The organism is Orlajensenia flava, assembly GCF_004801905.1.
Taxonomy (GTDB): Bacteria; Actinomycetota; Actinomycetes; order Actinomycetales; family Microbacteriaceae; genus Orlajensenia; species Orlajensenia flava.
This window is the reverse complement of record NZ_SSSN01000005.1, coordinates 394,061-416,860: the sequence shown is the minus strand read 5'-3', so window position 1 is coordinate 416,860 and position 22,800 is coordinate 394,061. Positions and strand designations below refer to the sequence as shown.

Annotated in this window: 20 protein-coding genes; 3 read left to right on the top strand and 17 right to left on the bottom strand. The window is 64.4% G+C overall.

Translation table 11 applies throughout. From position 1 onward, the window contains the following. Positions 1 to 40 precede the first annotated feature (40 nt). The 9 genes from E6C70_RS09755 to rplJ form a co-directional block, all read right to left on the bottom strand. Complete coding sequence (locus tag E6C70_RS09755; RefSeq protein ID WP_136424329.1) at positions 41 to 1,402, bottom strand: cystathionine beta-synthase; 1,362 nt, start codon at positions 1,400 to 1,402, stop codon at positions 41 to 43. 106 nt (positions 1,403 to 1,508) lie between these two features. Beyond that, complete coding sequence (locus E6C70_RS09750; protein WP_136424328.1) at positions 1,509 to 2,933, bottom strand: mechanosensitive ion channel family protein; 1,425 nt, start codon at positions 2,931 to 2,933, stop codon at positions 1,509 to 1,511. Next, complete coding sequence (locus E6C70_RS09745) at positions 2,930 to 5,098, bottom strand: adenylate/guanylate cyclase domain-containing protein (RefSeq protein ID WP_168770908.1); 2,169 nt, start codon at positions 5,096 to 5,098, stop codon at positions 2,930 to 2,932. Before E6C70_RS09745 ends, E6C70_RS09750 begins: the two co-directional genes overlap by 4 nt. Positions 5,099 to 5,167: 69 nt before the next feature. Continuing rightward, positions 5,168 to 5,818, bottom strand: a complete 651-nt coding sequence (locus E6C70_RS09740; protein WP_268895952.1) for a GntR family transcriptional regulator — start codon at positions 5,816 to 5,818, stop codon at positions 5,168 to 5,170. 80 nt (positions 5,819 to 5,898) lie between these two features. Continuing rightward, a complete protein-coding gene (locus E6C70_RS09735) occupies positions 5,899 to 7,818 on the bottom strand; it encodes an ABC transporter ATP-binding protein (RefSeq protein ID WP_136424410.1) in 1,920 nt (639 codons plus the stop codon). Between the two features lie 222 nt (positions 7,819 to 8,040). Then, on the bottom strand, positions 8,041 to 9,288 hold the full coding sequence (locus E6C70_RS09730; RefSeq protein ID WP_136424326.1) for an MFS transporter: 1,248 nt from the start codon (positions 9,286 to 9,288) through the stop codon (positions 8,041 to 8,043). Between the two features lie 46 nt (positions 9,289 to 9,334). Further along, on the bottom strand, positions 9,335 to 9,808 hold the full coding sequence (locus tag E6C70_RS09725) for a MarR family winged helix-turn-helix transcriptional regulator (RefSeq protein WP_136424325.1): 474 nt from the start codon (positions 9,806 to 9,808) through the stop codon (positions 9,335 to 9,337). A gap of 153 nt (positions 9,809 to 9,961) precedes the next feature. Continuing rightward, positions 9,962 to 10,348 (bottom strand): 50S ribosomal protein L7/L12, encoded by a 387-nt coding sequence (gene rplL, locus E6C70_RS09720; protein ID WP_136424324.1) that lies wholly within the window; start codon positions 10,346 to 10,348, stop codon positions 9,962 to 9,964. A gap of 53 nt (positions 10,349 to 10,401) precedes the next feature. Further along, on the bottom strand, positions 10,402 to 10,917 hold the full coding sequence (gene rplJ / locus E6C70_RS09715) for a 50S ribosomal protein L10 (protein ID WP_136424323.1): 516 nt from the start codon (positions 10,915 to 10,917) through the stop codon (positions 10,402 to 10,404). Positions 10,918 to 11,447: 530 nt separating this feature from the next. Here rplJ and E6C70_RS09710 point away from each other — a divergent pair. Continuing rightward, a complete protein-coding gene (locus tag E6C70_RS09710) occupies positions 11,448 to 11,945 on the top strand; it encodes a hypothetical protein (RefSeq protein ID WP_136424322.1) in 498 nt (165 codons plus the stop codon). Between the two features lie 6 nt (positions 11,946 to 11,951). Here E6C70_RS09710 and E6C70_RS09705 read toward each other — a convergent pair whose 3' ends face one another. Further along, positions 11,952 to 13,367: a NucA/NucB deoxyribonuclease domain-containing protein gene (locus E6C70_RS09705; RefSeq protein WP_136424321.1), complete on the bottom strand. Its 1,416-nt coding sequence runs from the start codon at positions 13,365 to 13,367 to the stop codon at positions 11,952 to 11,954. 1,752 nt (positions 13,368 to 15,119) lie between these two features. On the opposite strand from E6C70_RS09705, the gene E6C70_RS09695 reads away from it, so the two are divergent. Beyond that, positions 15,120 to 15,461: a hypothetical protein gene (locus E6C70_RS09695; protein WP_136424319.1), complete on the top strand. Its 342-nt coding sequence runs from the start codon at positions 15,120 to 15,122 to the stop codon at positions 15,459 to 15,461. 865 nt (positions 15,462 to 16,326) lie between these two features. Here the strand turns inward: E6C70_RS09695 and E6C70_RS09690 are convergent. The 4 genes from E6C70_RS09690 to E6C70_RS09670 form a co-directional block, all read right to left on the bottom strand. Next, entirely contained in the window at positions 16,327 to 16,635 is a 309-nt protein-coding gene (locus E6C70_RS09690; RefSeq protein ID WP_136424318.1) for a hypothetical protein, read from the bottom strand. Positions 16,636 to 17,449: 814 nt separating this feature from the next. Beyond that, a complete protein-coding gene (locus E6C70_RS09685) occupies positions 17,450 to 17,815 on the bottom strand; it encodes a GntR family transcriptional regulator (RefSeq protein ID WP_136424317.1) in 366 nt (121 codons plus the stop codon). Further along, positions 17,812 to 18,798: a hypothetical protein gene (locus tag E6C70_RS09680; RefSeq protein ID WP_136424316.1), complete on the bottom strand. Its 987-nt coding sequence runs from the start codon at positions 18,796 to 18,798 to the stop codon at positions 17,812 to 17,814. The genes E6C70_RS09685 and E6C70_RS09680 overlap by 4 nt, the downstream gene beginning before the upstream one ends. A gap of 1,325 nt (positions 18,799 to 20,123) precedes the next feature. Further along, positions 20,124 to 20,309, bottom strand: a complete 186-nt coding sequence (locus E6C70_RS09670) for a hypothetical protein (RefSeq protein ID WP_136424314.1) — start codon at positions 20,307 to 20,309, stop codon at positions 20,124 to 20,126. A gap of 481 nt (positions 20,310 to 20,790) precedes the next feature. Between E6C70_RS09670 and E6C70_RS09665 the strand changes: the two genes are divergently transcribed. Beyond that, on the top strand, positions 20,791 to 21,015 hold the full coding sequence (locus E6C70_RS09665; RefSeq protein ID WP_136424313.1) for a hypothetical protein: 225 nt from the start codon (positions 20,791 to 20,793) through the stop codon (positions 21,013 to 21,015). Positions 21,016 to 21,067: 52 nt separating this feature from the next. Here the strand turns inward: E6C70_RS09665 and E6C70_RS09660 are convergent, their stop codons facing one another. The 3 genes from E6C70_RS09660 to E6C70_RS09650 all read right to left on the bottom strand — a co-directional run bounded on the left by E6C70_RS09660 (position 21,068) and on the right by E6C70_RS09650 (position 22,787). Beyond that, positions 21,068 to 21,412 (bottom strand): hypothetical protein, encoded by a 345-nt coding sequence (locus tag E6C70_RS09660; RefSeq protein WP_136424312.1) that lies wholly within the window; start codon positions 21,410 to 21,412, stop codon positions 21,068 to 21,070. Positions 21,413 to 21,858: 446 nt separating this feature from the next. Next, complete coding sequence (locus E6C70_RS09655) at positions 21,859 to 22,056, bottom strand: hypothetical protein (RefSeq protein WP_136424311.1); 198 nt, start codon at positions 22,054 to 22,056, stop codon at positions 21,859 to 21,861. A gap of 65 nt (positions 22,057 to 22,121) precedes the next feature. Beyond that, on the bottom strand, positions 22,122 to 22,787 hold the full coding sequence (locus E6C70_RS09650) for a hypothetical protein (protein ID WP_136424310.1): 666 nt from the start codon (positions 22,785 to 22,787) through the stop codon (positions 22,122 to 22,124). Between the last annotated feature and the right edge of the window lie 13 nt (positions 22,788 to 22,800).

The following is a 22,800-nucleotide window of genomic DNA, read 5'->3' as shown; positions in this document are numbered from 1 at the left end:
CTCCAAGAGGATCGGAACGGGTGGAACGGAGGGGTGGCGGTCAGGCGCCGAGGTAGCTGAGCAGGTCGGAGCGCGTGATGACGCCCAGCACCTTGCCGCCGTCGGTCACGAGCATCGCCGCATCCGTCGCGAAGGCCGCGCGAGCGGTCGCGACCGGCTCGTTGACGCCGATGAGCGGAAGGGGCCGCCCGGCCAGGGCGCCCACCTTGTCGGCGAGGTTCACCTGCCCGGAGAACACCAGCTCCATGAGTTCCTCGTCGTGGATCGCGCCGCTCACCTCGCCGAGCACGACGGGCGGCTCGGCGGAGAGCACCAGCAGCTGGGACACGCCCGTATCCGTCATGCGGTCGATGGCGTCGCGCACCGTGTCATCGGGGTGGGCGTAGACGAGGGCGGGCGTGCGGTCGGCCTTGGCGCCGAGGAGGTTCGCCACGGTGTGCCCGCTCGGCGCGTTGCTGAAGCCGTAGCTGCGCAGCCACTTGTCGTTGAAGATCTTGGCGAGGTAGCCGCGGCCCCCGTCGGGCAGCAGCACGACGACGACGGCATCCGCGGGCAGGTCGCGGGCCGCCTCGAGCGCGGCGACCACGGCCATGCCGCTCGAGCCGCCGACGAGGATGCCCTCCTCCTGGGCGAGGCGCCGCGTCATGGCGAACGAGTCGGCATCCGTCACCGCGATGATCTCGTGCGGGACGGATGGGTCGTACGCGCTCGGCCAGAAGTCCTCGCCCACGCCCTCGACGAGGTAGGGACGACCGGTGCCGCCCGAGTAGACCGAGCCCTCGGGGTCGGCGCCGATGATGCGCACGGTGTCGGACTGCTCGCGCAGGAAGCGGCCCGTTCCCGTGATGGTTCCTCCCGTGCCCACGCCAGCGACGAAGTGGGTGATGCGGCCATCCGTGTCGCGCCAGATCTCGGGTCCCGTCGTCTCGTAGTGGCTCAGCGGGCCGTTCGGGTTGGAGTACTGGTCGGGCTTGAACGCACCCGGAATCTCGCGCGCGAGCCGGTCGGAGACGCTGTAGTACGACTCGGGGCTGTCGGGGGCGACGGATGTGGGCGTCACGACGACCTCGGCGCCGTACGCCGTCAGCACGTTGCGCTTGTCCTCGCCGACCTTGTCGGGGCAGACGAACACGCAGCGGTAGCCGCGCTGCTGGGCGACGAGCGCAAGGCCCACACCGGTGTTGCCCGAGGTCGGCTCCACGATGGTGCCGCCGGGCTTCAGCTTGCCCTCGCGCTCGGCCGCGTCGATGATGCGCTCGGCGATGCGGTCCTTCGCCGAGCCGCCCGGGTTGAAGTACTCGAGCTTCACGAGCACTGTCGCGGCGATGCCGTCGGTGACGTGAGTGAGCTTGACGAGCGGGGTGTTGCCGATGAGATCGGTGATGGACTCGGCGTAGTGCACGGATGGTGTCCTTACGTGTGTTTCGCCGGCTTCGTCGCACGGCGGGCTGATGAATGGTCGCGGGGGTCTAGCGACGACAACAGCGGAGAGTGACCATCCGGCCAGCCTATCCTTCTGGCAGATTCGTGCGAGCGATGCCGGCAGCCGCGAGCGCCTCGTGGGTCGCCCTCTGGCGGTTCTCCATGCTCTGCCCGATTCGCCGGGCGAGTCGTGGGTGCCGTCGCACCAATGCATCGATGGCTTCGAGCGGAATCACGAGCAGAGTGGTCACCGTTGCGGCGCTCGCACCGACAAGAGACCCCTCCCTCGTCAGCACGCTCTGGCCGACGTAGTCGTCCGCGTCGATCGTCAGCACATCCACCCGGCCGCCGTGAACCGGAGCCCACAAGTGCAGGTGTCCGTCGACGATGAATCGCATCGCGTCGGGAATGGTTCCGGGGGTTTGCACGATCTCTCCCGTGCCGAACCGCTCGAGCCGGCTGGCCGCGGTGATCATCGCAACGTCGTCCTCCGAGAGTCCATAGCTGGACGAGAGGTGGCCGACGGCAGCCTCGAGCCGTCCGGGCTCGGCGATCGGATCGGTGGAGTCGCCATCCAATGCGAGCCCGCGCCTTCGGGCTGCGTACCACAGCCAAGCCAAATAGAGACTGCTGGCCGAGTCAACAGCGGAGGGGCCGCGCACAGGGAGGTCGACGCTGTACTTCGCCGATCCGAGGTATGCAGCGTGTGGCGTCGCGCCGTCCGCGAGCATCGGCAGGCTTCTGGCGACGTCCAGCAACGTCTCGATGACGATATGCGGGGGGTCGTCGGTAGTGAAGCTCACGGTCAACCCCGCATGAAAGGCCCCGGTCGGCAGGCTGAGGTTGGTGAAAGAAGCCCCGGCGAGCGACGCGTTCGGCACGATCTGGATGCCGGCCCCGGTGTCGATGTGGACTGCACGCCAATTGACCTCGATGACTTGGCCTTGAACGCTACCGGTGTTGAGCCAGTCGCCCAGTTTGAACGGCTGCTCGAACAACAGAAGCAGACCTGAGATGACGCTGCCCACGGCGTTCTGCAACGCCAAGCCGATCACGATGGAGGTCACGCCCAGCGCGGCGATCAGTCCCCCGACGTCTGCGCTCCAGACCCAGGAGAACAGGATGGCGAGGCCGACGACGATAAGGGCGAGCCGCGCGATGTCCACGAAGATCGACGGGATCCGCTCCCGCCAGCTGCCCTCCTCGGCGTTGGCGAACAGAGCCACGTTGAAAGCGCCGAGGACCAGCAGGATGAGGAGGAATCCGAGCAGCGTCGCGACGATCTTGACCCACACCTGGTCGGAGGGAGATTGGAGCGCGAAGGCGAGCAGGGCGAACAGGCCGGCGGTGGGGACGACCCAGTTGCGAAGCAGACGAACCGGCTTGGCTGCCGCGCTGCCCCTTCGCGTCAGAGCGCCGAGGACCTCCGTCAGCACGACCAGCAGCAGGGGGACTCCGATACCGATCCCGATCGCCCAACCGATCCACCCGCTCTTCAGGACGTCGATCATCGCGACGTCCCCGTGACCCGCCACACCTGCTGCTGACCCGCGGTGGTGTCGATTGCGCCGGCAGCGACGATCTCAATCGAGTCGGCCAACCGATCACGGACGGCCTGGCTCACGTAGACGCCGGGCTCGGTCGTGGCGCCGCGCACGGCGTAGGCCAGACTCACGGCATCACCCCACAGGTCGTAGGCCAGACTTGTTCGACCCACCAGCCCGCTCGTCACGGGACCCATGTCCACGCCGGCGCGGAGATCCAGTCGAGTGTCGTGAGCGGCATTGAAGCGCTCGACGACCCGGCGCATCTCCAAAGCGAACTCGACCGCCCGGCGGGCGTTGTCAACCCGGGGAACGATCAGACCCGAGCTGGCGAGGTAACCGCCGCGGAGGGTGCGGACCTTCTCGACCCCAGTGCGGTCCGCCGCTTCGTCGAAGCCGCGGACGAGCGTGTTCAACGCCGCCATCTCCTCCGTGCTGGAAAGCGCCGCCACATACTCGTCGAACCCGACGAGTTCGGCGAACACCACGGCGACGTCGTCGTGCTGCTCGGAAATGACCTCCTCACCTTCTCGATAGCGTTTCGCCATCGACTCCGGCATGAGCGTGAGCAGAAGTTTCTCATTCTCGGTGCGCTGCTCGTCGATCAGGTCCTGCTTGGTTCGCAGGCTGGCGCTCATGTCGTTGAATGCCCGGCCGAGATCCCCGAACTCATCGTGGGCAACGGCCGGAACACGCACGGTGAGATCGCCAGCCGCCACCGCGCGCACGGCGTCCACCAAGCGGCGGACCGGTCTCGTGAACACCTGCGCGAGCAGGAGGGAGAGCATACTGACGATCAGGAGCAGCGCGAGCGTCGAGATGACGAGGTTGCGGGTGAACTCGTCGACGGGGGCGAACGCCTCGGCAGCGTCCATGTGAGCCACGATCACCCAATTCAATCCATCGATCTGGAGTGGCGCGTACGCGACCAAACTGTCGCTACTGGTGTAGTCGGCGGTGATCGCCGTGCCGGACTTCCCCTGCAGCGCACGCCGAGTGCCTTCGAAATCGACCGGCTGCAGCTCGACCGTTCCCTTGACGGCGACGATGCGCTTGGCGACTGCGGGGGAGGTGCCGTTGTCGACGACCGTAGCGGCATATCGCTTCGGGTGCTCCGTCAGCAGGCGCGATACACTCCGCATCGTCTTGTCAGGACCCGCGAGGTAGACCTCGCCGGTCGTGCCGAGGCCCTGAGCCGACCACTTCTCGTTACCCGTCATGACCGAATTGATCTGGGTGATGGGGATCTGCACTGCCATGGCTCCGACGATGTTGGTCGCCGATCCCACCGGCGAGACCACCCAGGCCGTCGGCACGTTCAGCGAGGGCAGGTAGCGTTCGAAATCGGTGGTGACGACCTCGTCGAGTGAGCCGTTGCGCATCACCTGATCGAAGGCCTGCGTCAGCGCCGAGTTCGTGTACGGCTCCTCCTTCATGGAGACTCCGAGGTCGACGCTCTTGTACGCGCTGTAAACGACATCTCCTTCGCGGTTCATCACGAGCACGTCCTCGTAGCCCAGATCGTCCACCAGGCCCTTGAAGTAAGGATTGTACTGAGCGCTCGCCGCCGACCAAGCGCTGCCGTCGCCGGCGTCGTCCAGCGCGAGACCGGCGTCGTAGTCGTCGTAGGCCCGACCATCGGTGTAGTGCGCCTGAAGGTAGCGGCCGGCCGGCGTCGCGGGAACGAATGCGTCGGGCGAGTAGCTGTTGCCCGACCGCTTCTCCAGTGCAGGCACGAACTGCTCGGCGTAGAAGTCGTTCAGTTTCGACTCATCATCTGCAGACAGCGTGCTCGATTGAAGTTGTGCGAAGCCATCGACGAGCGCGGTGGTCGCATCTACCGCGCTCGCATTGCGTGAGTCGAGCTGCACACCGAGTTGAAGGGAGGAGAACTCGCGCTGAATCTCCTCACCACGCAGCTCACGGATCGTGGTGAGCTGGTGGAACGCCGAGGCTCGGAGTGAGTCGCGCCCGTTGATGAAGCCGATGACCCCGACGACGATCGCCGACACCAGGCTCACCGCGAGCAACATGATGAGCAGCTTCGATTGGATACTCACCCCGAAGCGGCGTCGACTCACCCTGAGACGCGCCTGCTCACCCGTCTCGCTGCGTTGTTTCACATCAACCACGCCGATCCCCAGCCATCGATATACCGGTACATCGTGTCACATCTGTGCGCATGCGAGCATAGGATCACGTCAATCGCGGATCTCGTGCTGGTGTCTCACGGACCTTTCCGCTGCCGCGGCGTCCCGTCGCTCGATGGCAGCGATCAGCTCTCGATACTCGTGTCCCCTCGACTCGACGCCGCCGATGAGCGGACGGCGCTCGCGCAGGTTGCGCTCCATGGCCAGTCCCGCTTCGCTCAGAACCCGCCGATAGACATCGTTGCGTGCGAAGACGGCGATGTGTCCATACAGAGCACGCGCCTCGTCGTAGAGCGTGAGCCGATCATCCGCGTCGCTGGCTGAGAGCATCCGTCTGAGGATGTGTACGGCGGTCCTGGCCTCGGCCTCCGTCATGCGCGTGACGGCCATGTGCATGCCGATTCCAGCGCTGTAGCCCGTGTACTCCAGGGTGGCCGCAATGAGGTCCTCCGTCACCTCTGTGACAACGGTGTACCGGCTGGCCACCACCTCAATGAGACCGAGGCGCTCGAGCGAGGCGAACGCATCCCTCACCGGCGTGCGCGAGACTCCCAGCCAGGCTGCGATGTCGGCATCCCTCACGCGTTCACCGCCGATCAGCGTGCCGTCGAGGATTGCTCCGTACAAGCGCCGGAAAACTTCCTCGCCCAAAGTCGTGCCGGGCGAGGCGCCGATGTGATTGCGTTCATCGGGTATTGGCACCTTCGACCCCCCTTGCAGTCTCGAGAGATCATTCTGGCACCGACCGAAGACCCGGTGGTTCGGCAGGCTTCGCCGAAAGGTCAGGCACTCTCGGCGTGGGCGCCCGCGTGCGGCCCGACCTGCTCGGAGTAGAGCTGGGCGTAGACGCCGCCCGAGACGAGCAGCTCGGCGTGCGTGCCCTGTTCGACGATGCGACCGGCCTCGACGACGAAGATGACGTCGGCCGCGATGATGGTCGAGAGGCGGTGCGCGATCGCGATCGTCGTTCGCCCTCGTGCGGCGTCGTCGATGGCGGTCTGCACGACGCGCTCGGAGATGGTGTCGAGGGCGCTCGTCGCCTCGTCGAGCACGAGCACCTCGGGGTCCTTGAGCAGCACGCGCGCGATCGCGATGCGCTGCTTCTCGCCGCCGGAGAGGCGATAGCCGCGCTCGCCCACGACGGTGTCGTACCCCTCGGGAAAGCTCGCGATGGTCGCGTGGATGTTCGCCGCGCGTGCCGCAGCCTCGAGCTCGGCATCCGTCGCGTCGGGTCGGGCGTAGCGCAGGTTCTCGGCGATGGTCGCGTGGAAGAGGTAGGTCTCCTGGCTGACGATGCCGATGTGGTCGACGAGGTCGTGCGCGGCGATGTCGCGCACGTCGACGCCGGCGAACCGCACGGATCCGGAGGTGGCGTCGTAGAGCCGCGGCACGAGATAGGACACGGTCGTCTTGCCCGCGCCGCTCGGGCCGACGAAGGCCGCGAACTGGCCGGGCTCGATGGCGAAGCTCACGTCGTCGAGGGTGGGGTGCTTCTCGCCGTCGGCGTCGGGGTAGGAGAACGAGACGTGGTCGAACTCGACGCGACCGAGAGCGGCATCGGTCGGCACGGGAACGGCATCCGCCCGGTCGGTGATGGCGGGCTTGAGATCGAGGTACTCGAAGATGCGCGCGAACAGGGCGCTCGAGGTCTGCAGGTCGAGCGCGACGCGCATGAGGCCGATGAGCGGGAACAGCAGGCGCGACTGCACGGTGGTGAACGCGACGATCGTTCCCGCTGTGATGGTCTCCGCTCCCCCGACGGCGAGGTAGCCGGCGAGCAGGTAGACGATGGCGGGGACGCTCGAGAGGAAGATGCTGACGAGCGCGAAGAACCACTGGCCGCTCATCGCCTGGCGTACCTGCAGGGTGATCTGGTTGCGGTTCTCGTCGGTGTAGCGGCCGATCTCGGTCTGCTGCCTGGCGAAGGACTTGGAGAGCAGGATGCCGCTGACGCTCAGCGTCTCCTGTGTGATGGCGGTCATCTCGGAGAGCGACTCCTGCGTCTGACCGGCGATGCGGGCGCGCACCTGTCCCACCCGCCGTTGCGCGATGACCATGAACGGCATGAGGACGATCGCGACGATCGTGAGGCGCCAGTCGAGGATGATCATGGCGACGAAGGCCGAGATGACGGTGACGGTGTTGCCGAGCACGCTCGAGACGGTGTTGGTCAGCACGCCGGCCACGCCGCCGACGTCGTTCTGCAGGCGGGACTGGATGATGCCGGTCTTGGTGCGCGTGAAGAAGCCGAGCTCCATCGCCTGCAGGTGGCTGAACAGGCGCACGCGCAGCGCCCCCATGACCTTGTTGCCGACCGTCGCGGTGAGGTAGGCCTGCCACACCCCCAACAGTGAGCTCACGACGAAGACCACGATCATCGCCGTGACGATCCAGCCGAGCACGGGGAGGTTGGGATGTCCGGCGGGCGGGAACAGGCCGTCGTCGAACGCGCGCTGGGTGAGCAGCGGCGGGATGACGGCGAGCGCCGCCGAGGCGATCACGAGCACGACCGTGATGGTGAGAGCCACCCGGTGCGGAGCGAACAGCTCGGCGATGCGGCGCCCGAGGTGGGCGATCTTCGGTGCCTCGGCGTTGGCCGCCTTCTGCGCTCCGATGTCGATGGGGCCGCGGTTGAGGCCGCCCCCGCCCCGTTGCGGCGCGCCGGACGACGCCCTCAGTTGCGCTCCGCGACCACCGCCCATGCTCATGCCATCAGCCTAGGCGCGCCCGCCGACGCATCCGCCGGCCTGCTTCCGGCTGTCCGCCGCTGCTGCACGGGGCCGCCGATCGCAGGCGCATACTCGCTCGCCGCCCACCTTCGCGATCGCTGCCCGTGCTGCATCACGGGCAGCGAGCCGAAGAGCGGGCAGCGACGCCAACAGCCGGCGGCTCCGACGGCCCTCGGTCGCTGCGGCCGGACCGCCCTACGCCGCGTCCCCGAGGCCGATGGCCTGCGCTTGAGCAACGGGAGCCTCCTCGACGTCGATCGCCCCGAGCTTGCGCTGCCCGAGCACGACGATCACGACGGCGACGACGAACGCGATGGCACCGGCGATGAACGGCGCGGGCTCGGCGATGTTCGCGGCCAGCAGCGAGGCGACGGGGGGCGCGACCGCTCCGCCGAGGAACCGGACGCCCGAGTACGCACTCGAGGCGACCGAACGCGGCAGGTCGGTGGCCTCCATGACGCTCTCGGTGAGGACGGTGTTCATGATGCCGAGGAGGAGGCCGCCCACGACGACGCCGATGATGATGCCGACGGCGGAGTGGATGAGGAGGGCGATCACCACCATGTCGACCGCGAGGATCGGGAGGATCGTCCAGATGACGCGCGTGCGCCGCATCCGTGCCGTGAGAAGCGGTGCGAGCCACACCGACGAGACCGCCACTGCGACTCCCCAGCCGAAGAACACCAGACCGAGCGAGATGGCGCTCGAGATGCCGAGCGGCACCAGGGCGAAGGGGGTGTACGCGAGCAGCACGAAGAAGCCGAAGTTGTAGAACACCGCGGTGGCGGCGAGGATGGCCAGCGCCGGCCGCGCCAAAGCACGGAACGGCGCCGACAGCGGGGTGCGGGCGGGCTTCTCGTCATCCGGCGACGTCTTCAGCAACGTGACGATCGCGACGAAGCCGATGGCCATGAGCACCGCGGTGCCGAAGAACGGACCGCGCCAGCTCACGCTGCCCAGCAGGCCTCCCGCGAGCGGGCCGATGGCCAGGCCGAGGCCGAGGGCCGCCTCGTAGAGGATGATTGCCGAGCTCGTTCCGCCCGACGCGGCGCCCACGATGGTCGCGAGTGCCGTGGAGATGAACAGCGCGTTGCCGAGGCCCCAGCCGGCGCGGAAGCCGATGATGGTGCCGACGTCGCCCGACAGGCCAGCGGCGGCGGCGAACACCACGATGACCGCGAGACCGATGAGCAGGGTCTTCTTGGCGCCGATCCGGCTCGAGACCCAGCTGGTGAAGAACATGGCCAGGCCCGTGATGACCAGGTAGCTGGTGAACAGGAACTCGGTCTCGGTGGGGCTGGCCTTCAGCTCCGCGGCGATGGCGGGGAGGATGGGGTCGACCAGGCCGATGCCCATGAAGGCGACGACGCACGCGAAGGCGACCGCCCACACCGCCTTGGGCTGCTTGAGGAGCGATGCTCCGCTGGTGTTTCCGTGACTCATGGTGCTGCTTTCCTGGGGATTCGGATGCGGGACGCGGGGTCGGCGATCAGTCGCCGGCCGTGAGGAGCTGCCCGGCGATCCGCGCGTGAACGAGGGCGGAAGCGGATGCGAGAACCTCGATCTCCTCATCCGTCAGGTCGGAGAACAGCGGGAGCATGGCCTCGCCGAGCCGGGCTCGCCAGGTCTGAAAGGCCCTCTCGCCCTTCGCGGTGATGGCGATCTGCCACGCGCGGGCATCTTCTTGGTCCGCGATGCGGAGCACCCACTCGCTCTCCGCGAGGCCGCGAACGATCTTGGTCATGGTGGGCTGAGCCACTCGCGACTCGGCCGCGAGCTCTCCGATGCGGAGAGGTCCGGAGGTGCGGAGCACGGCGAGGGTCCGCCAGACGGCCGGAGATTCGGTCTCACCCGTGGCACGGGCGGCATAGCGCGTGAGGCGGTTCGAGGCGCTGACGACCTCGACGAGGGACTGCGCGATCAAAGCGTCGCGCACGCTGAGTTCGGTGATCTGTTCGGGCATTGATCCATTATTACATAGCTTGGCTATATACCTGAATCGGGGATTGGCCGGAGGGGGCTAGATCCCGAGATGACGAAAGGGCGCCACCCCGAGGGGTGACGCCCTTTCAGCGCTGAATCACTCTGCGTGATCGAACCCCTTTCGGGGCATCGACTACTTGAGGGTGACGGTGGCGCCGGCCTCTTCGAGCGCGGCCTTCGCCTTGTCGGCGGTCTCCTTGTTGGCGCCTTCGATGACGGCCTTGGGGGCTCCATCGACGACAGCCTTGGCCTCACCGAGGCCGAGCGAGGTGAGCTCGCGGACGACCTTGATGACCTGGATCTTCTTGTCGCCGACCGTCTCGAGGACGACGTCGAAGGAATCCTTCTCCTCGACCTCTTCGGCGGGGGCGGCAGCAGCGCCACCGGCAGCCGCGACGGCGACCGGAGCAGCAGCGGTGACCTCGAAGGTCTCCTCGAATGCCTTAACGAACTCGGAGAGCTCGATGAGGGTCAGGCCCTTGAACTGCTCGAGCAGCTCTTCAGTTGACAGCTTTGCCATGATTTTCTCCTTGATTTCTAGATGTACTCACCGCTTGGGAATCGCCGGGGCGATTACGCAGCGGACTCCTGCTTCTCACGCAACGCGTCGACCGTGCGAACGGCCTTCGACAGCGGTGCGTTGAACAGATATGCGGCTCCGAACAGCGAGGCCTTGAAGGCGCCGGCCAGCTTGGCCAGCAGCACCTCACGGGACTCGAGGTCGGCGAGCTTGCCCACCTCTTCCGCGGTCAGGGGCTTGCCATCGAAATAGCCGCCCTTGATCACGAGGAGAGGGTTTGCCTTGGTGAAGTCACGCAGGGTCTTCGCGACGGCGACGGGGTCCCCGTGCACGAAGGCGATCGCGGAGGGTCCGGCGAGCTCGTCGTCGAACGACGAGATGCCGGCGTTGTTCGCCGCGATCTTGGTGAGCGTGTTCTTCACCACGGCGTAGGTGGCGTCCTCACGGAGTTCGGTGCGCAGCTGCTTGAGCTTGGCAACGGTGAGGCCGCGGTACTCGGTCAGCAGGACGGCGGTCGAGCTCTGGAATGCCTCCGTGAGCTCGGCGACCGATGCTTCCTTGTTCGCCATGGCGTACTCCTCTTGTCTACGTCTCTCAGCGCGGGAGCGATGAGAGCGCCGCAGAACACCGGCCGGCTCATGAGAAAAGCTCCGGCGCAGAGGCACGGAGCTTGGATTCGGGAGACCCGAGAAGTTCAGTACACCTGCGTAGGCGCTTGCTCTCGCAAGCCTTCGATCGACATCCGCATTACTGCGCACACCGATGACCGACGGTCTTTGGCTCCGTACAGGCTAACGGATGCCGCCCCCTCCGCCAAATCCGCCCATCCGCGGACCGATCCCTCACCGCACGCGCCAGGATCCCCCACGGCAGTCAGAGACCTGAGGGGCGGAGTACCGGCCATCGCCGCGTGAGTCACGAAATCAGTGTTGTTGTCTCATTCACGACAGCTTCATGCGCAGAACACGCCCGGCGGATGCCGTACCAGGTGCCGATTCGAGCCGGACGCACAAATCACCCCTAGCGACGTTCCGTGTGGCAGCCTGGTCACCGTTTCGGAAGTGCCGATACTCTTCGATCGTCAAGAAGGCAGGGGAACATGAGCGGAACGATCAGTGTCAGAAGACGGGTTTACATCCCTTACAAATCCTTCTCAGTGGACGGCATAGCCCCCGGGAGAGAACCTGGCGGGGTAGGCCAGACAGACCCGTGGTTTGGGAATGTCGCCAGGACGGCAACCGGCGCAGTCTTCGGTGCAGGGGACGTGGAGATGCTCGCGGATGTCACCGTCGAATCGAACGGAGAAGCCCCGCAGCTGGTCTCAAACGCTTCATGGGTCGCAGAAGCGAGCGTCCAAGCCAAGGGCGGAAACCTCTACGTGCATGGCATCGACCATGACAGCGACGAAACATGCGAGGACCCATACCCCGAAGAGTTGGACGACATCAACCTGGCCGCCGGTGGGGCTGGTTCCTACCGGGTGCGGGTGTCTTACTGGCCGGCAGACGAACGCAACCGGAAGCCCAGCAGCTACCTGATCCAGACATGGGAGGCGCCCCCAGCCGACCCGAATTTTCGGTCAGCGGGGAGCGCCTGAACCGCATTACTCGCCGAGGATGACGTAGAAGCCGTCTCCGTCGATAATCCGCTGCTTGAGGTAGAAGGTCGCAGTGGAGTGACCACCGGCGGTGTTCTCCACGCCGTTGATCATGCAGTGGCTGAACCCGTCCAGTCCGAAGCTTTCGGAGTCCGCGAAGTAGCAACCGGCGAATGAACGTGGACCTGCCGCCTTGGCTGCGGTGGAGTTAGCCCCCTCATAGACCGACGCGAACGGATACTCGTCGCAGGTGTAGCCGGCCGGTGCGGGCAGGTTGTTGCCCTTGCATGCCTGTTTCCTGTTGCGACTCTGCGCTGCCTGGTCTTGGAGGAAGTGGATCGGTAACGCTTCGCTGAACCCGCGGAGGCCCGACGCTGACGCCAACGCCAGGTGGTGGGTCCAGGTGTTCACGTCCGGTACGAACATGCCCGGGACGTAGTCCGGGGTGACGCAGCCTGCGCTCTGCTTCTTCAACGTGTTGTCGCATCGGAAGGTAAACTGCGGGCTGTTCAGGTAGCCCTCGTTGTACCCGGGCGATTGCAGATGCAACGACCAGAGTCCGAATCCGGTGCTGATCACCCCGGGGGCGAGCACGTCGTCAGGCTGCAGCGCTTTCTGGGCTTTGATCGGATGGCTCACGGTCATGTCCTCGCTAACGACTTCATCTTCGTTGTACACCCGGCCGCCGAAGACGATCCCGGTAACATGTAGGCCGTTCGCGGCGTCGCCGGTCCCGCTGATGAAGTCAACCTCGATCTGCTCGTTGTACTGGCCGAGACTCTTGAACGTGTACGCGTAGTTGATGATTTCAAGTCGCGCGGTTCCGGTGATCTCCGGTACGTCGTCGACGTATCGGACGAGGCTGACGTTGGCTTCCCAGCCTTCGCACTGTTCGAAGCGGCGTTTCTGGACTTCTCCCCAGTTCTGGAAGCAGAAGTACGGCGCCGACTTGAACTTCGCCGGTTTGAGCGGGCTTTCGACGAAATCGGCGGGAGCCGCCGCAGTTTTCAATGCGGTCGGCTGGGCCGCCACCTTGGCCTGGGAGACCCGCCGGAGGGCTCCTTCAGTGCCCTCCGGCGCCGCCGATGCGCCGGCGTTGATTGCTGCTCGAGCCGAAGCTTGCGCGCTGGCGGAGTCCTGGGCGGGGATACAGATGTTGACACCTGCGCTCAGTGGCGCCGACCCGCACGGCGCACCCAGCGACGGTGTCGATGTGATGACGGTCGGAGATGACGCATCCGACGCTTGCGATTCGGTTGCGAGTCCTTGCGAGTCAGCCGGTACCGCCATTGTGGAGACATCCGGTGCGTCGGATGTGGTTGACGGTGGAGCCGACGGGTCGTCGTCAGCGAATGCTGGAGTTGCGGTTGACCCCAACAGCAGCACCGCCAAGGCGATGATGGCAGATTTCTTCAGATTCACGTGGCCCCCTCGTGTGGTTGTTGGCACGAGAGTATTGGGCTCAGATCAGCTGGCAGGAGACCCCAAACGGGGAGCCCAAGACCGACGGCCAGTGCTTCGGCACCTGAGCGCGGGAATGGGACACCCTGGAAACCGGGCTGCGGGTCTCGTACTCCGACCGGCGTACTACCCGCCAGCTGCACAGCGGTCAGCAGAGTGACCGAGAGCACGGCCACGGCAACCGCAGACAGCGTCCGCTCAGGGATCGGTCAACGGGCTTCTTGCGCAGATGAGACGTGCGGTCGATTGCGCCCGATGGGAATGAGGCCGGCGGTCGTATCGCTATGCTCCCGCAAATCACCGCCGTTGCCACGTTCAGCGAAGTGTGCAGAATTTGCGGACCATGGTGGTGGGATGTTCAACGGAATCTCCACTAGCTTTGCCGCGGCAAAAGCGAAGGCATCGTCTAACTGTCAGCTGAAGGGCCCTCGGTGTGGTGAGCCATGATCCTTTTGCGCGCTGTCTCGAGTTCGGCCGCATACGAGCACGACATGAGAACATCCACGTGCGATTCAAGCGTTGCTCCAAATCCCACAAGACCCTGTTTTCCGCCGTGAATTAATCCCGCGTTTCGTTGAGCTGCGCCAGCCACTCGAGGAGCACGAGTGCTTCATCCTGTGAGAAGAGGACAATTACCTCGTTCGAAGACATGAGTTTCGCTGCCCCTTCCTAAGTTGCCATCTCTCCGATCATCTTCTTCCTCGTACGTCGATTCCACCCTGCCAGAACGGGCGCCACGAAGAGCAGGTCTGGCGCCCACCCTGATTCCGCGCGGGACCTCGCTGAAACGTGCCTAACGCCTCAAGCATTGCGGGGAGGGAGGCGCCTTCCAGATCGGCCATTCCGACGCCATTCCGACGCGGTCAGCGCCAAGCTCGCGAATACGGTCCCTTAGTCGGAGCTCTAGCATGGCTGGTTGTGGAGATGACTTTGGCGGCTGCTCGATAGAAACGCGGTCACCCGAAGTCACGAGCTGAAGTCGATGCGCTTCTGAGTCAAATGCCTCGTACAGGTCATCGTTGACGTCCGTCGCCTCCACGGCCTGACAGGCGGCCAAAATGGTTGGGTAGACCCCGCACTCCCCATCGCCGGAGATCACAACCGGGGGCATCACGTTGCTCTCACGATCCTCGTCTGATTTCTCCTCTATGCGTGCGTCTCGGCTTTTGTGACCGGTCGAGCCCTTTTCCGGGTGTTGAGACAACACCGAGCAGACGGGGCGTAAGTCGAGATATTGCACGGCGACGCACGCACAGGGTCCCAGTGCGTCGACAACGTTTCGGGCAGTGCTGAAGGGGCGTCAGCGACACTGTGCGGAGCGCGGCTCCCGGTCTTATGGTGGGTCCATGTCGGTTGGCCCGGACTTTCGTCTCTCGCGTGAGGATGTGGTGCGAGCGATCCGGGAGAATGCGGCGGAATGGAATTCGCTTTCCGCGCGTAGGGATGATCTGCTCCTCAGTGCAATGAGGTCGCCTGGCCCGATGTCGAGTGGGTTGTCGAGCCTGATATTGAACAAGCTGGACGCGAAACTGGAGAAGGTTGTCGCTGAGAAGGACGAACTCTTTCGTCAACTCCAGTCCATCGATGATGAAGTGACAGAGACTTCGTAACGCGACTTCCAAGCGCTAACAACCGACCCATACAAGTGTCGGTCTGCTTAGGGAGATGCGGCGCGTCGCTTTGGTGCCTGACTTAGATCGCTATGCTCCCATCGTGGTTGAGAACGCGAGCGACGGGGCGGTCATGACGCGAGTCGATGGGATGGTAATGCTGCCCAGCCGGCATCGCGGCGCCCTGCGCCACGTGTCGGGGTTCGCCGTGGTAGTTGCAGCGCTGCTCTTTGCGGGTTCGGTCGTGCTCGCCATCCTTTCCGAAGTCCAAAGCGACTACTTCGGAACTCGGTCCGAAGCTTCGGGCGGATTCGACTCGACAGTTTTCCCCCCATTCGATGATCTGACTTGGTTGATGGCTATGGTTTCGCCGCTGCTGACGGGTGCTTGCCTCGCCCTCACAATCACCCTGCGCCGGCTGACTCGACCGTATTGGTCGCAGTGATTACCTTCCCTTACGTCAAGTGCTCGGCTTACACACGTCCGCGCGGCCCAAGGCCAGGCGCTCTAGATCAGTCGGATTCGATAAGGGATCCCTCACCGGGCGACGTCAGCAGATGAGGCGCGCGAGCGCTTGCGCGCAACGAGAATGAGGCCGGCTGCCCCCAGCGCGATGCTCCCGTAAATCGCTGCCGTTGACCACCAATCCCCACTCTGAGTCGTGACCGTTCCACGGCCGTCGCGACGGTCGTACTCGCAGCGGCGTCCAAGCGGCCACCAGCTGAGCGTGTCGGAGACGAGCGGGTGCTCGTCCGGGAGAAAAGCAATCGATGGCACCGGCGGCCCCTCGTTGTAACACGAGCCCTTGACCGCTGATCCGACGGAGAACAAGACACCCGCAGCTCCGTACAACAGCAACAAACCAGCAACTACCGCGACGACCCATATCGCCCGCCGTCGATCCCTCGCACCGCTTACCGACACGCAGCACCCTCAACCGCGAGTGGTCGCCGCGGAATGATCACTGTCGGCTCTGCGCGGTATCTTCCACTCGGCCCGAACCATGCGGCCGGCTTTGTATCGCTGCGACGAGAGCACCGACAAGAAAAGTCACAGCCGAGAGCAGCAGCTTCGGTATGAAGCCGATCTCGCCACTTGTGATGGCCAATAGAACCGCCACCACCCCAAGCCCGTACAGTCCCCACGCCGCATTTTTCAAAGCAAACCAATCCGCCGCCTGCTGCCAACTCAGAGAGTAGCCGACGACCAACTTCCACCGGTGAGGATCCACCTCAGCGCTGGAAACCGTGCGCCTTGGACGCCAAGTTGCGCAGCAACTACTTCGCCGGGTGGTTTCGGTGGGTATGAGCTCAGGGCCGGGCGCCGCCGACGAAGCCGAAGTTGATCGACTGCCGCCTCTGGTAGCGCCGACCGAGCAACCAGCCGCTGACGCCCGCAATGACAATTGCCGATACACCGATGAGCGCCCACCCCCACACCGTCATGGGACCTACCAGTTGCACTCCGCCTACGAAGCCAAAAGAGGTGTCGGGCTCGACAGCGAACCAGCCGAAAGAGCTCGGCGAAGGCCACACCAAGAGAACGACGCCGACACCCGCAAGCACGACCGCTGCGGCAAACAGCACGGCACTAACCCACCTCGACGAAACCGCTCTCATGGCGTTGAGCCTATCGGCGAGGCGCATGCGACGTCTTGGTACGGTCGGGGATCCCTGAACGCTCGTGAATGCTCGTCGCGGTATCGTCCGGTGCGTACGTTAGCGGTGAATTAGACCCTTCACGCCGTAGCGCCTCGCCCATCTACCCGACAAGACGATCACGACAATCACCGCGGCAATACCGATTCCGATTATCGCGAGCATCACGGTGCTCACCAACGACGGCCCGTGATGCCGCACGCCGAACGAAACCAGCAGGCCCATGGGTCCGAACGACATGAGGGTCACCGCGCCATGAAGTCGTGAGATGGCCCACCACGGCCAAGCACGTCCATCCTGCATAGGCGCGCCCTACCCAGCAGTGCCCGTTCAGCCGCAGGTCATTCGTCAAGGTGCGTTCGGCGCCGTTGTTTAGCCGTCGGCCGGCTCGCCGATCTCGCGCATCAGCGCGGCGAGGAAGGGCTCACCGTCTACGGCGTGGCCAGTGAACGTTCGGGTTGACGCGTTGAGTCTCAGCGTCATGTGTACCCACTTGTCGCGCCCGGTTCGTCTATCGGCTCGAATCCTGCCCGAGACCAACGCGATGGAACTCACCTCGTACACGGTGGGCACTCGGTGCGTAAACCGGACGTGGTGCACAGTCAGCCGATCGGCCGTCAGTTCTAGGCGATCCACTCCGTTAAAGCCCCACCAGGGACCAGGCGAAAAACGCGCTTGAATGCCAACTCTGTCCACGCTGCCGACCGTAGTACTCATGACGCATCACCCACCCGCCCGATCTGCTACGCGCACGAAAGGAGCCATTACCGCACACTTAACCGGGTAGGTTTGCGGTCTCGTCGGCGCCCCAGACCGCTCTGATGATGGCGATGGTGTCGTCGACGGTGATCTGGGCGGCGTCGGCGGACTCGGCTAGGGCACGGGCGAGTTGCACGACTGCTTGTGGTGCGCGGGATGCTCCTGGTGCGACTCGGGTGCCTGCTGCGGTTCGGGTGACGACGAGGCCTTCTTGCTCGAGGGTTTTGTAGGCTTTCGCGGCGGTGGCTTGGGCGATGTGGAAGTCGCGTGCGGTTTGGCGCACGGTGGGTAGCCGTTCGCCGTCGCCGAGCTGGCCGGCTCGGATGGCGCCGCGGAAAAGCTGGGTGATCTCCTCAGCGGAGCGGATGACGGGGGTTGTCATCGTTCCAGTCCGGCGAAGAGGTCGTCGGTGGCGGTCGGCGGTGTTGTGGGCTGCTGGCGGCGCCGGGCGGCGGCGCGCCCGGTGTCTACTGCGATGCGGAGTAGAAGTGCGACGCCGAGGCCCTGGACCAGGCGGCCTCCATAGTTCAGCGGGAAGGCGATCATGTCGTAGCTGCCGCCGAAGGTGACGAGGTGGTCTTTGGAGACGTAGTCGTCATTGATCGCGATCTTCATCTGGCCGATCTCTCCGGCGTGCATCCAAACAGCGCCCAACGTGACGATCAGGCCGCCCAGGATCAGCAGCGCGAAGAGGCGGGCAGTCATTTCGCGGGCTGACCTTGCCGCTGTGGAAAACCCGCGATCCGGCAGCGGCCGGTTCGCATCTGCCCGGAGTGTCATGACCAGCACGAGGACCGCGAAGCCGAGGGCGGCGAGGGTGGCGAGGTTGTTGGGCCAGCCGACCCCGGCGATGTACCCGAACTGGCCGTTGAACATCATGTAGATCGGCAGCGGCGAATACGCCGGCACATTGCCGAGGAACTGCCCGTCCTCGGGAGCCGTCGTAGCAATAACCGTCTGCCAGACCGCGGTCAGCGCTAGCAGGGATGCGATGATCCCGCTTACCCAGACCAACGGACGGGAGGTAAACGTGTTCCAGGGCCGTCGGGGGGCGATGACCGCAGGGGCCGCCGTGGGGCGGAGCTCGAAGCGAAGAATGATCGCGGACACGGCCACGACGAGGGCAGCAGTGAAGAGAGCCGCGGGGCGCCGCCACCACCCCTCGAACCCGGTCATATCGGCAGGCGTGGTCGCGTTGACCGCGCACCCGATGAAGGCGACGACCAACGAGCCAGCTATGCCCACCCGGACGAGAAAGGAGACCCGCGGGCCCGAGTCCGGAAGCGAAACAATCCTTCTCGGATACATCCAGGACAACACGAAGAAGAATAGGCCGAACACCGCCGGTGCCAGCAGCGGCGACATCAAGGAATAGAATGCGCGGGGTAGGAGCATCAGCTCTGGCCTCCTGAAAATAGCCTGCGGGGCCCGCGGTCCACTCCGCGGTTTGTCCTGCGAAGGTAGCACAAAATTGTGCTACCTAGACAGCTCAAAGAGCAACCGTAACTGCCGGAATGAAAATGAGAACCGCCCGCAAGCCGACCCCTTACCGGTCGCGCGCTCACACGGCCTGTCGCAGGGACCGGCTTGAGGCCAACAGCTGATACACGTCCCTGCAGCTAATTCACGTGGCTTAGGGGTCTGACTTCCTGCTCCGGGGAATTGGGCTCGTTGCGCAGGCGCGCTGCGGAGTTCAGGTACAGAAACGCCAGGATCGCCGCGCTGGCGCAGCGAGCGATCATCCCGACGATGGTCTCGTGTTCAACAAAGCGAACCGATGTTGCGTGGCCAACGGTCGCGCCTATACCGATAATTGGGTAAGTCAGCGTGAGCACAACGAGACAGATTCCGAGAGCGCGACTCAGGCGAGGTCGAGACGTCATCCTCCACCACGGGCGAGGGGGATCGACGGGCACTTCTCGCGATCCTCTGAATACTCGCGCCCCGACCAAGACGCTTGCGATTAGGAACACTTCGCTCAGACAACTGCGGACAGCGACCGGTGTACCGACTGCTGTCAAACCTGCCGTGAATACGACTCCGAGCGCCCACGCGACGACGACGAACAGAGTCTTGAAGTACCACCGCACGATGCGGATGCTTCTGATGGCCTTCATAGTGTCGCTCCCTGTCAGTGATCCCGCTCAGAGGCTAACGTTCAGCTCGTTCGGAGGCGCCATCTTCGCTGACGGGCGCCGTGCACAGTGAACCTCCCGCGTTGCTCTATCGCTAAAGTCTTCTCGTCCGACATGCCCCTGATGTCCTCGTTGCATGTGAGACGGCTACCGCATCCGGAAACCGAAGCACCCAAGCGACCGCTCATCGTGAGAGCGTGCTTCACCGGGCTTCGCTATTTGTTTGGTCGAGGGCGGCTCCGGAGGCGCGTGAACCAACCTTGGGTGCTTATGGCATTCTCCATCGTTCCCCCGGCCATGTATCCGGCCGCAAGCCCCATGAAGGACGAGTAGCAGCTGTCACAGAGCGTGCGCGTTGCAGTGGGGTGGCTTGAGCGACGGATCTCACGCAAACACTGATCGCACTTTTCCGCCATGCTCCGAGTCTCACAGATGCCATCCGGCCAGAGCCATAAGGCGGCCCGTGAAGGGATTGGCTCGCGGGCGCCATCCGAATGAAACCCGAGGGAGCGATGGGCCGGATGACGCGTCCTACTGTCTCAGCGCCCGTTGGACTCATTTCGTGAAGCTGCCTGTCAGAGCGAGTGCCAGGGCAGCGAACGCCACGAGCAGAGCCAGCCCGGTGCCAACGAGACGCATCACGCGCTGGCCCTTGGGGTCCTTGTTTCGCGCGGCGGCCACAATGAGTCCTCCGGCGATGACGCCGCAGACGATGAGCGCATAGATCGAGGGATTGAGCACGCTAATCCTTTCCGAGACGCACAGCGTGATGGTCGCATGCGGGGAGCTTCCGCGCTATCCGTTCGTCGGCCTTCAGATGATCGATGGGCCGTTCCCCCTTGCCAACTAGGAAGCGATAAGGGATCCCTCTACGTATAGCTGAGGCGGCCATCGCGCGATGACAGAACACCGCCGCGAAGCAGTCGAATTTGCCCACTCGGTCGCGGGGCTCGACTGAGAGAGCGAGGCCGTCTGAGTGGCAATATGACAATATGAACCGGCCGCGTGATTTGGCGATCGTGATTCCAAGCGGCGTCTTATTCGCAGTAATACTCGGAGTCATCTCCAGAAACTGGCCGGGCGCCGTGGGCGGCACGACCGGCGCGCTGATCGGCGTGACGGCGCTCCTGATTCGGAAATACCGGAGTAGGCCTCCCGTCGGCTGAACAGCGTGTCTATATACCCCTCGCGCCACGGGCATGACGCAGAGCAGACTGTGGCAATGAAGCTGCTGAGGCACCCTCCCTTGTTCTGGATCCTGCTCGCAGCCCTGATCGCGTCGATTGTTGTCATGATCGCCAACCTGATCTTCGATTGGCAGCTGAAGTGGCTGATGCTCGTCGCGCTTTTGATTGTTTTCGGCGCGAATATCTACACGTTCAGAAGAATGTGGGTGCATTCTGACCACCCGGCATTTCACGCGAAGGCTCGACCCGAAGAGGACTGAGCGAAATCTGGAACGCTACGGGATCGGGTAGAGACCCGTGCCTCGATGGTCATCACTCGTTTACGTCTTCTCCCGGCGGAATCGGACCGATCGACCCATGTATCGAGATCGCGAGGCTGGCGAGGGCGCTTATCGCCAGTGCCGTCACGGTCCACATGAAGGGGAACTTGTACACAGCGATCAGCGTCGCCGTCACGCCTGTGCCTATCGCAACCAGAGCGGAGAACGAGTACCCGGCTACAGTCCAACCCGGGTGAGCATTAGCGATCAGCCAGTGCTCTCGAGCACGCTCGGGGTTACTCAGGCGCGCCCACAGCAGCACCGGCGCGCCCACTGCCAGGGCGAGCCCAAGCAACATCGCAGCGACCGTCGCGGCTCCACCGGTGACCCCATCCATGCCCTGAGCGTATGACCCAGTTCCACTTACAGGAACTCCCGACGCCCGTAAGCCGATCCTCCAGCGGGCGCGATGAGGTCGGGCTTCGGGGCGTGAGACTCGGCTCTTATACCGTGAGGTAATGAGCACTGTCGGGGAACGTCACCGGCGTTGCGATGCACGAAGACGGACGAGATGTCATCGCGACCGTGAACAACGGTTGGTGGTCGGCATGGTGGCCCAGCGACGACGAGACAGCACTCCTCACCGGGTCAATCACGATCACCACATCCGACGGCAACACGCGCGAACTCCCCATCCAGGGACTACGACCGGCTACCTGATGGCGTACCGCTAAGGGGTCCGCTATCGGGCACTAACGTCGCGCGCTGGGTTGTCCATTAGTGGACTACGTGTCGAGCCACGAGGGGTGTTGATGACGATTCAAGGGACGGGGCCCGGCGGACTCAGGTCGGCGGATTGAGGTAAAGATCTGGGTCGCAGCCGGTTTCGCCTGGCCGTGCTGCGATGGGGTCGTAATACGGCCGGATGATCTCCCGGGGTGGTGTGCGGACGGCGAGGAGGCAGTTGCCTGTGCCGGCCGCTCCCACGGCTGCGATGATCTCCTGGTCGTGTTGCTTGACGCGAATGGTGATGTTGTGCATCCGCGAGCAGTCACGGGCGGTGCGACGGGGCTGTCCTCGCCGACGGGGCTTTACTTCTTGAGCGCTCAGCCGTAGAGGTGGTCTGGCCTCTGGGGGCATTGCACGTTGATGCTCGTGGTCAGCGCGCCGGCGTGGACGTTGTCGTAGGGTGACCATCCGCCGCCGTTGGTCCGGTAGTCGGCTACGAATTTCTTGAGGGGCGGAGGGGTGGTTACCTTGTATCCCGCCTGCTCGAGGCAGAGAGTGAGGACTTCGGTGTCGTACCGGTAGAGGTATTCGAGTTGAGATCTGTTCAACGGGGTGTTGTAGCGAGGTCCGAGCGGTGTGGCCGATTGGCAGACGTATTGAGCGGTTTCCCGCGCCAGGTCATCGGATGCCACGCCGGAAGTTTCAATCCCCTGGTCCGCTGAGACGACAGCTTGGTAGCCCGCGCGGGTGAGGCAAGACGCAACGGCGGCTGCCCACTGATCGGGCGAGACGAACTTCTCGAACTGGTATGCCGGAAGCGGCTGGGCGGGAAATTGGGTGTGGAACAGATCATCTCGATTCTGCTGATCTGATGCCGCCTGCTTCGCCGCTTGCTCGTCTGTGAGCGGCGGGACTTTCGGGTGTGGAATCGACGAGGCCGTGCCGTTTGAATCCGGCTTGTCTTGGCTCAGGTGCGGCCCGGCACAGGCGGAAAGTGCTACGGCGAGTACTGCGGTGACGGTGAGCAAGCTGATCTTACGCATCTGGCGAAGTGGG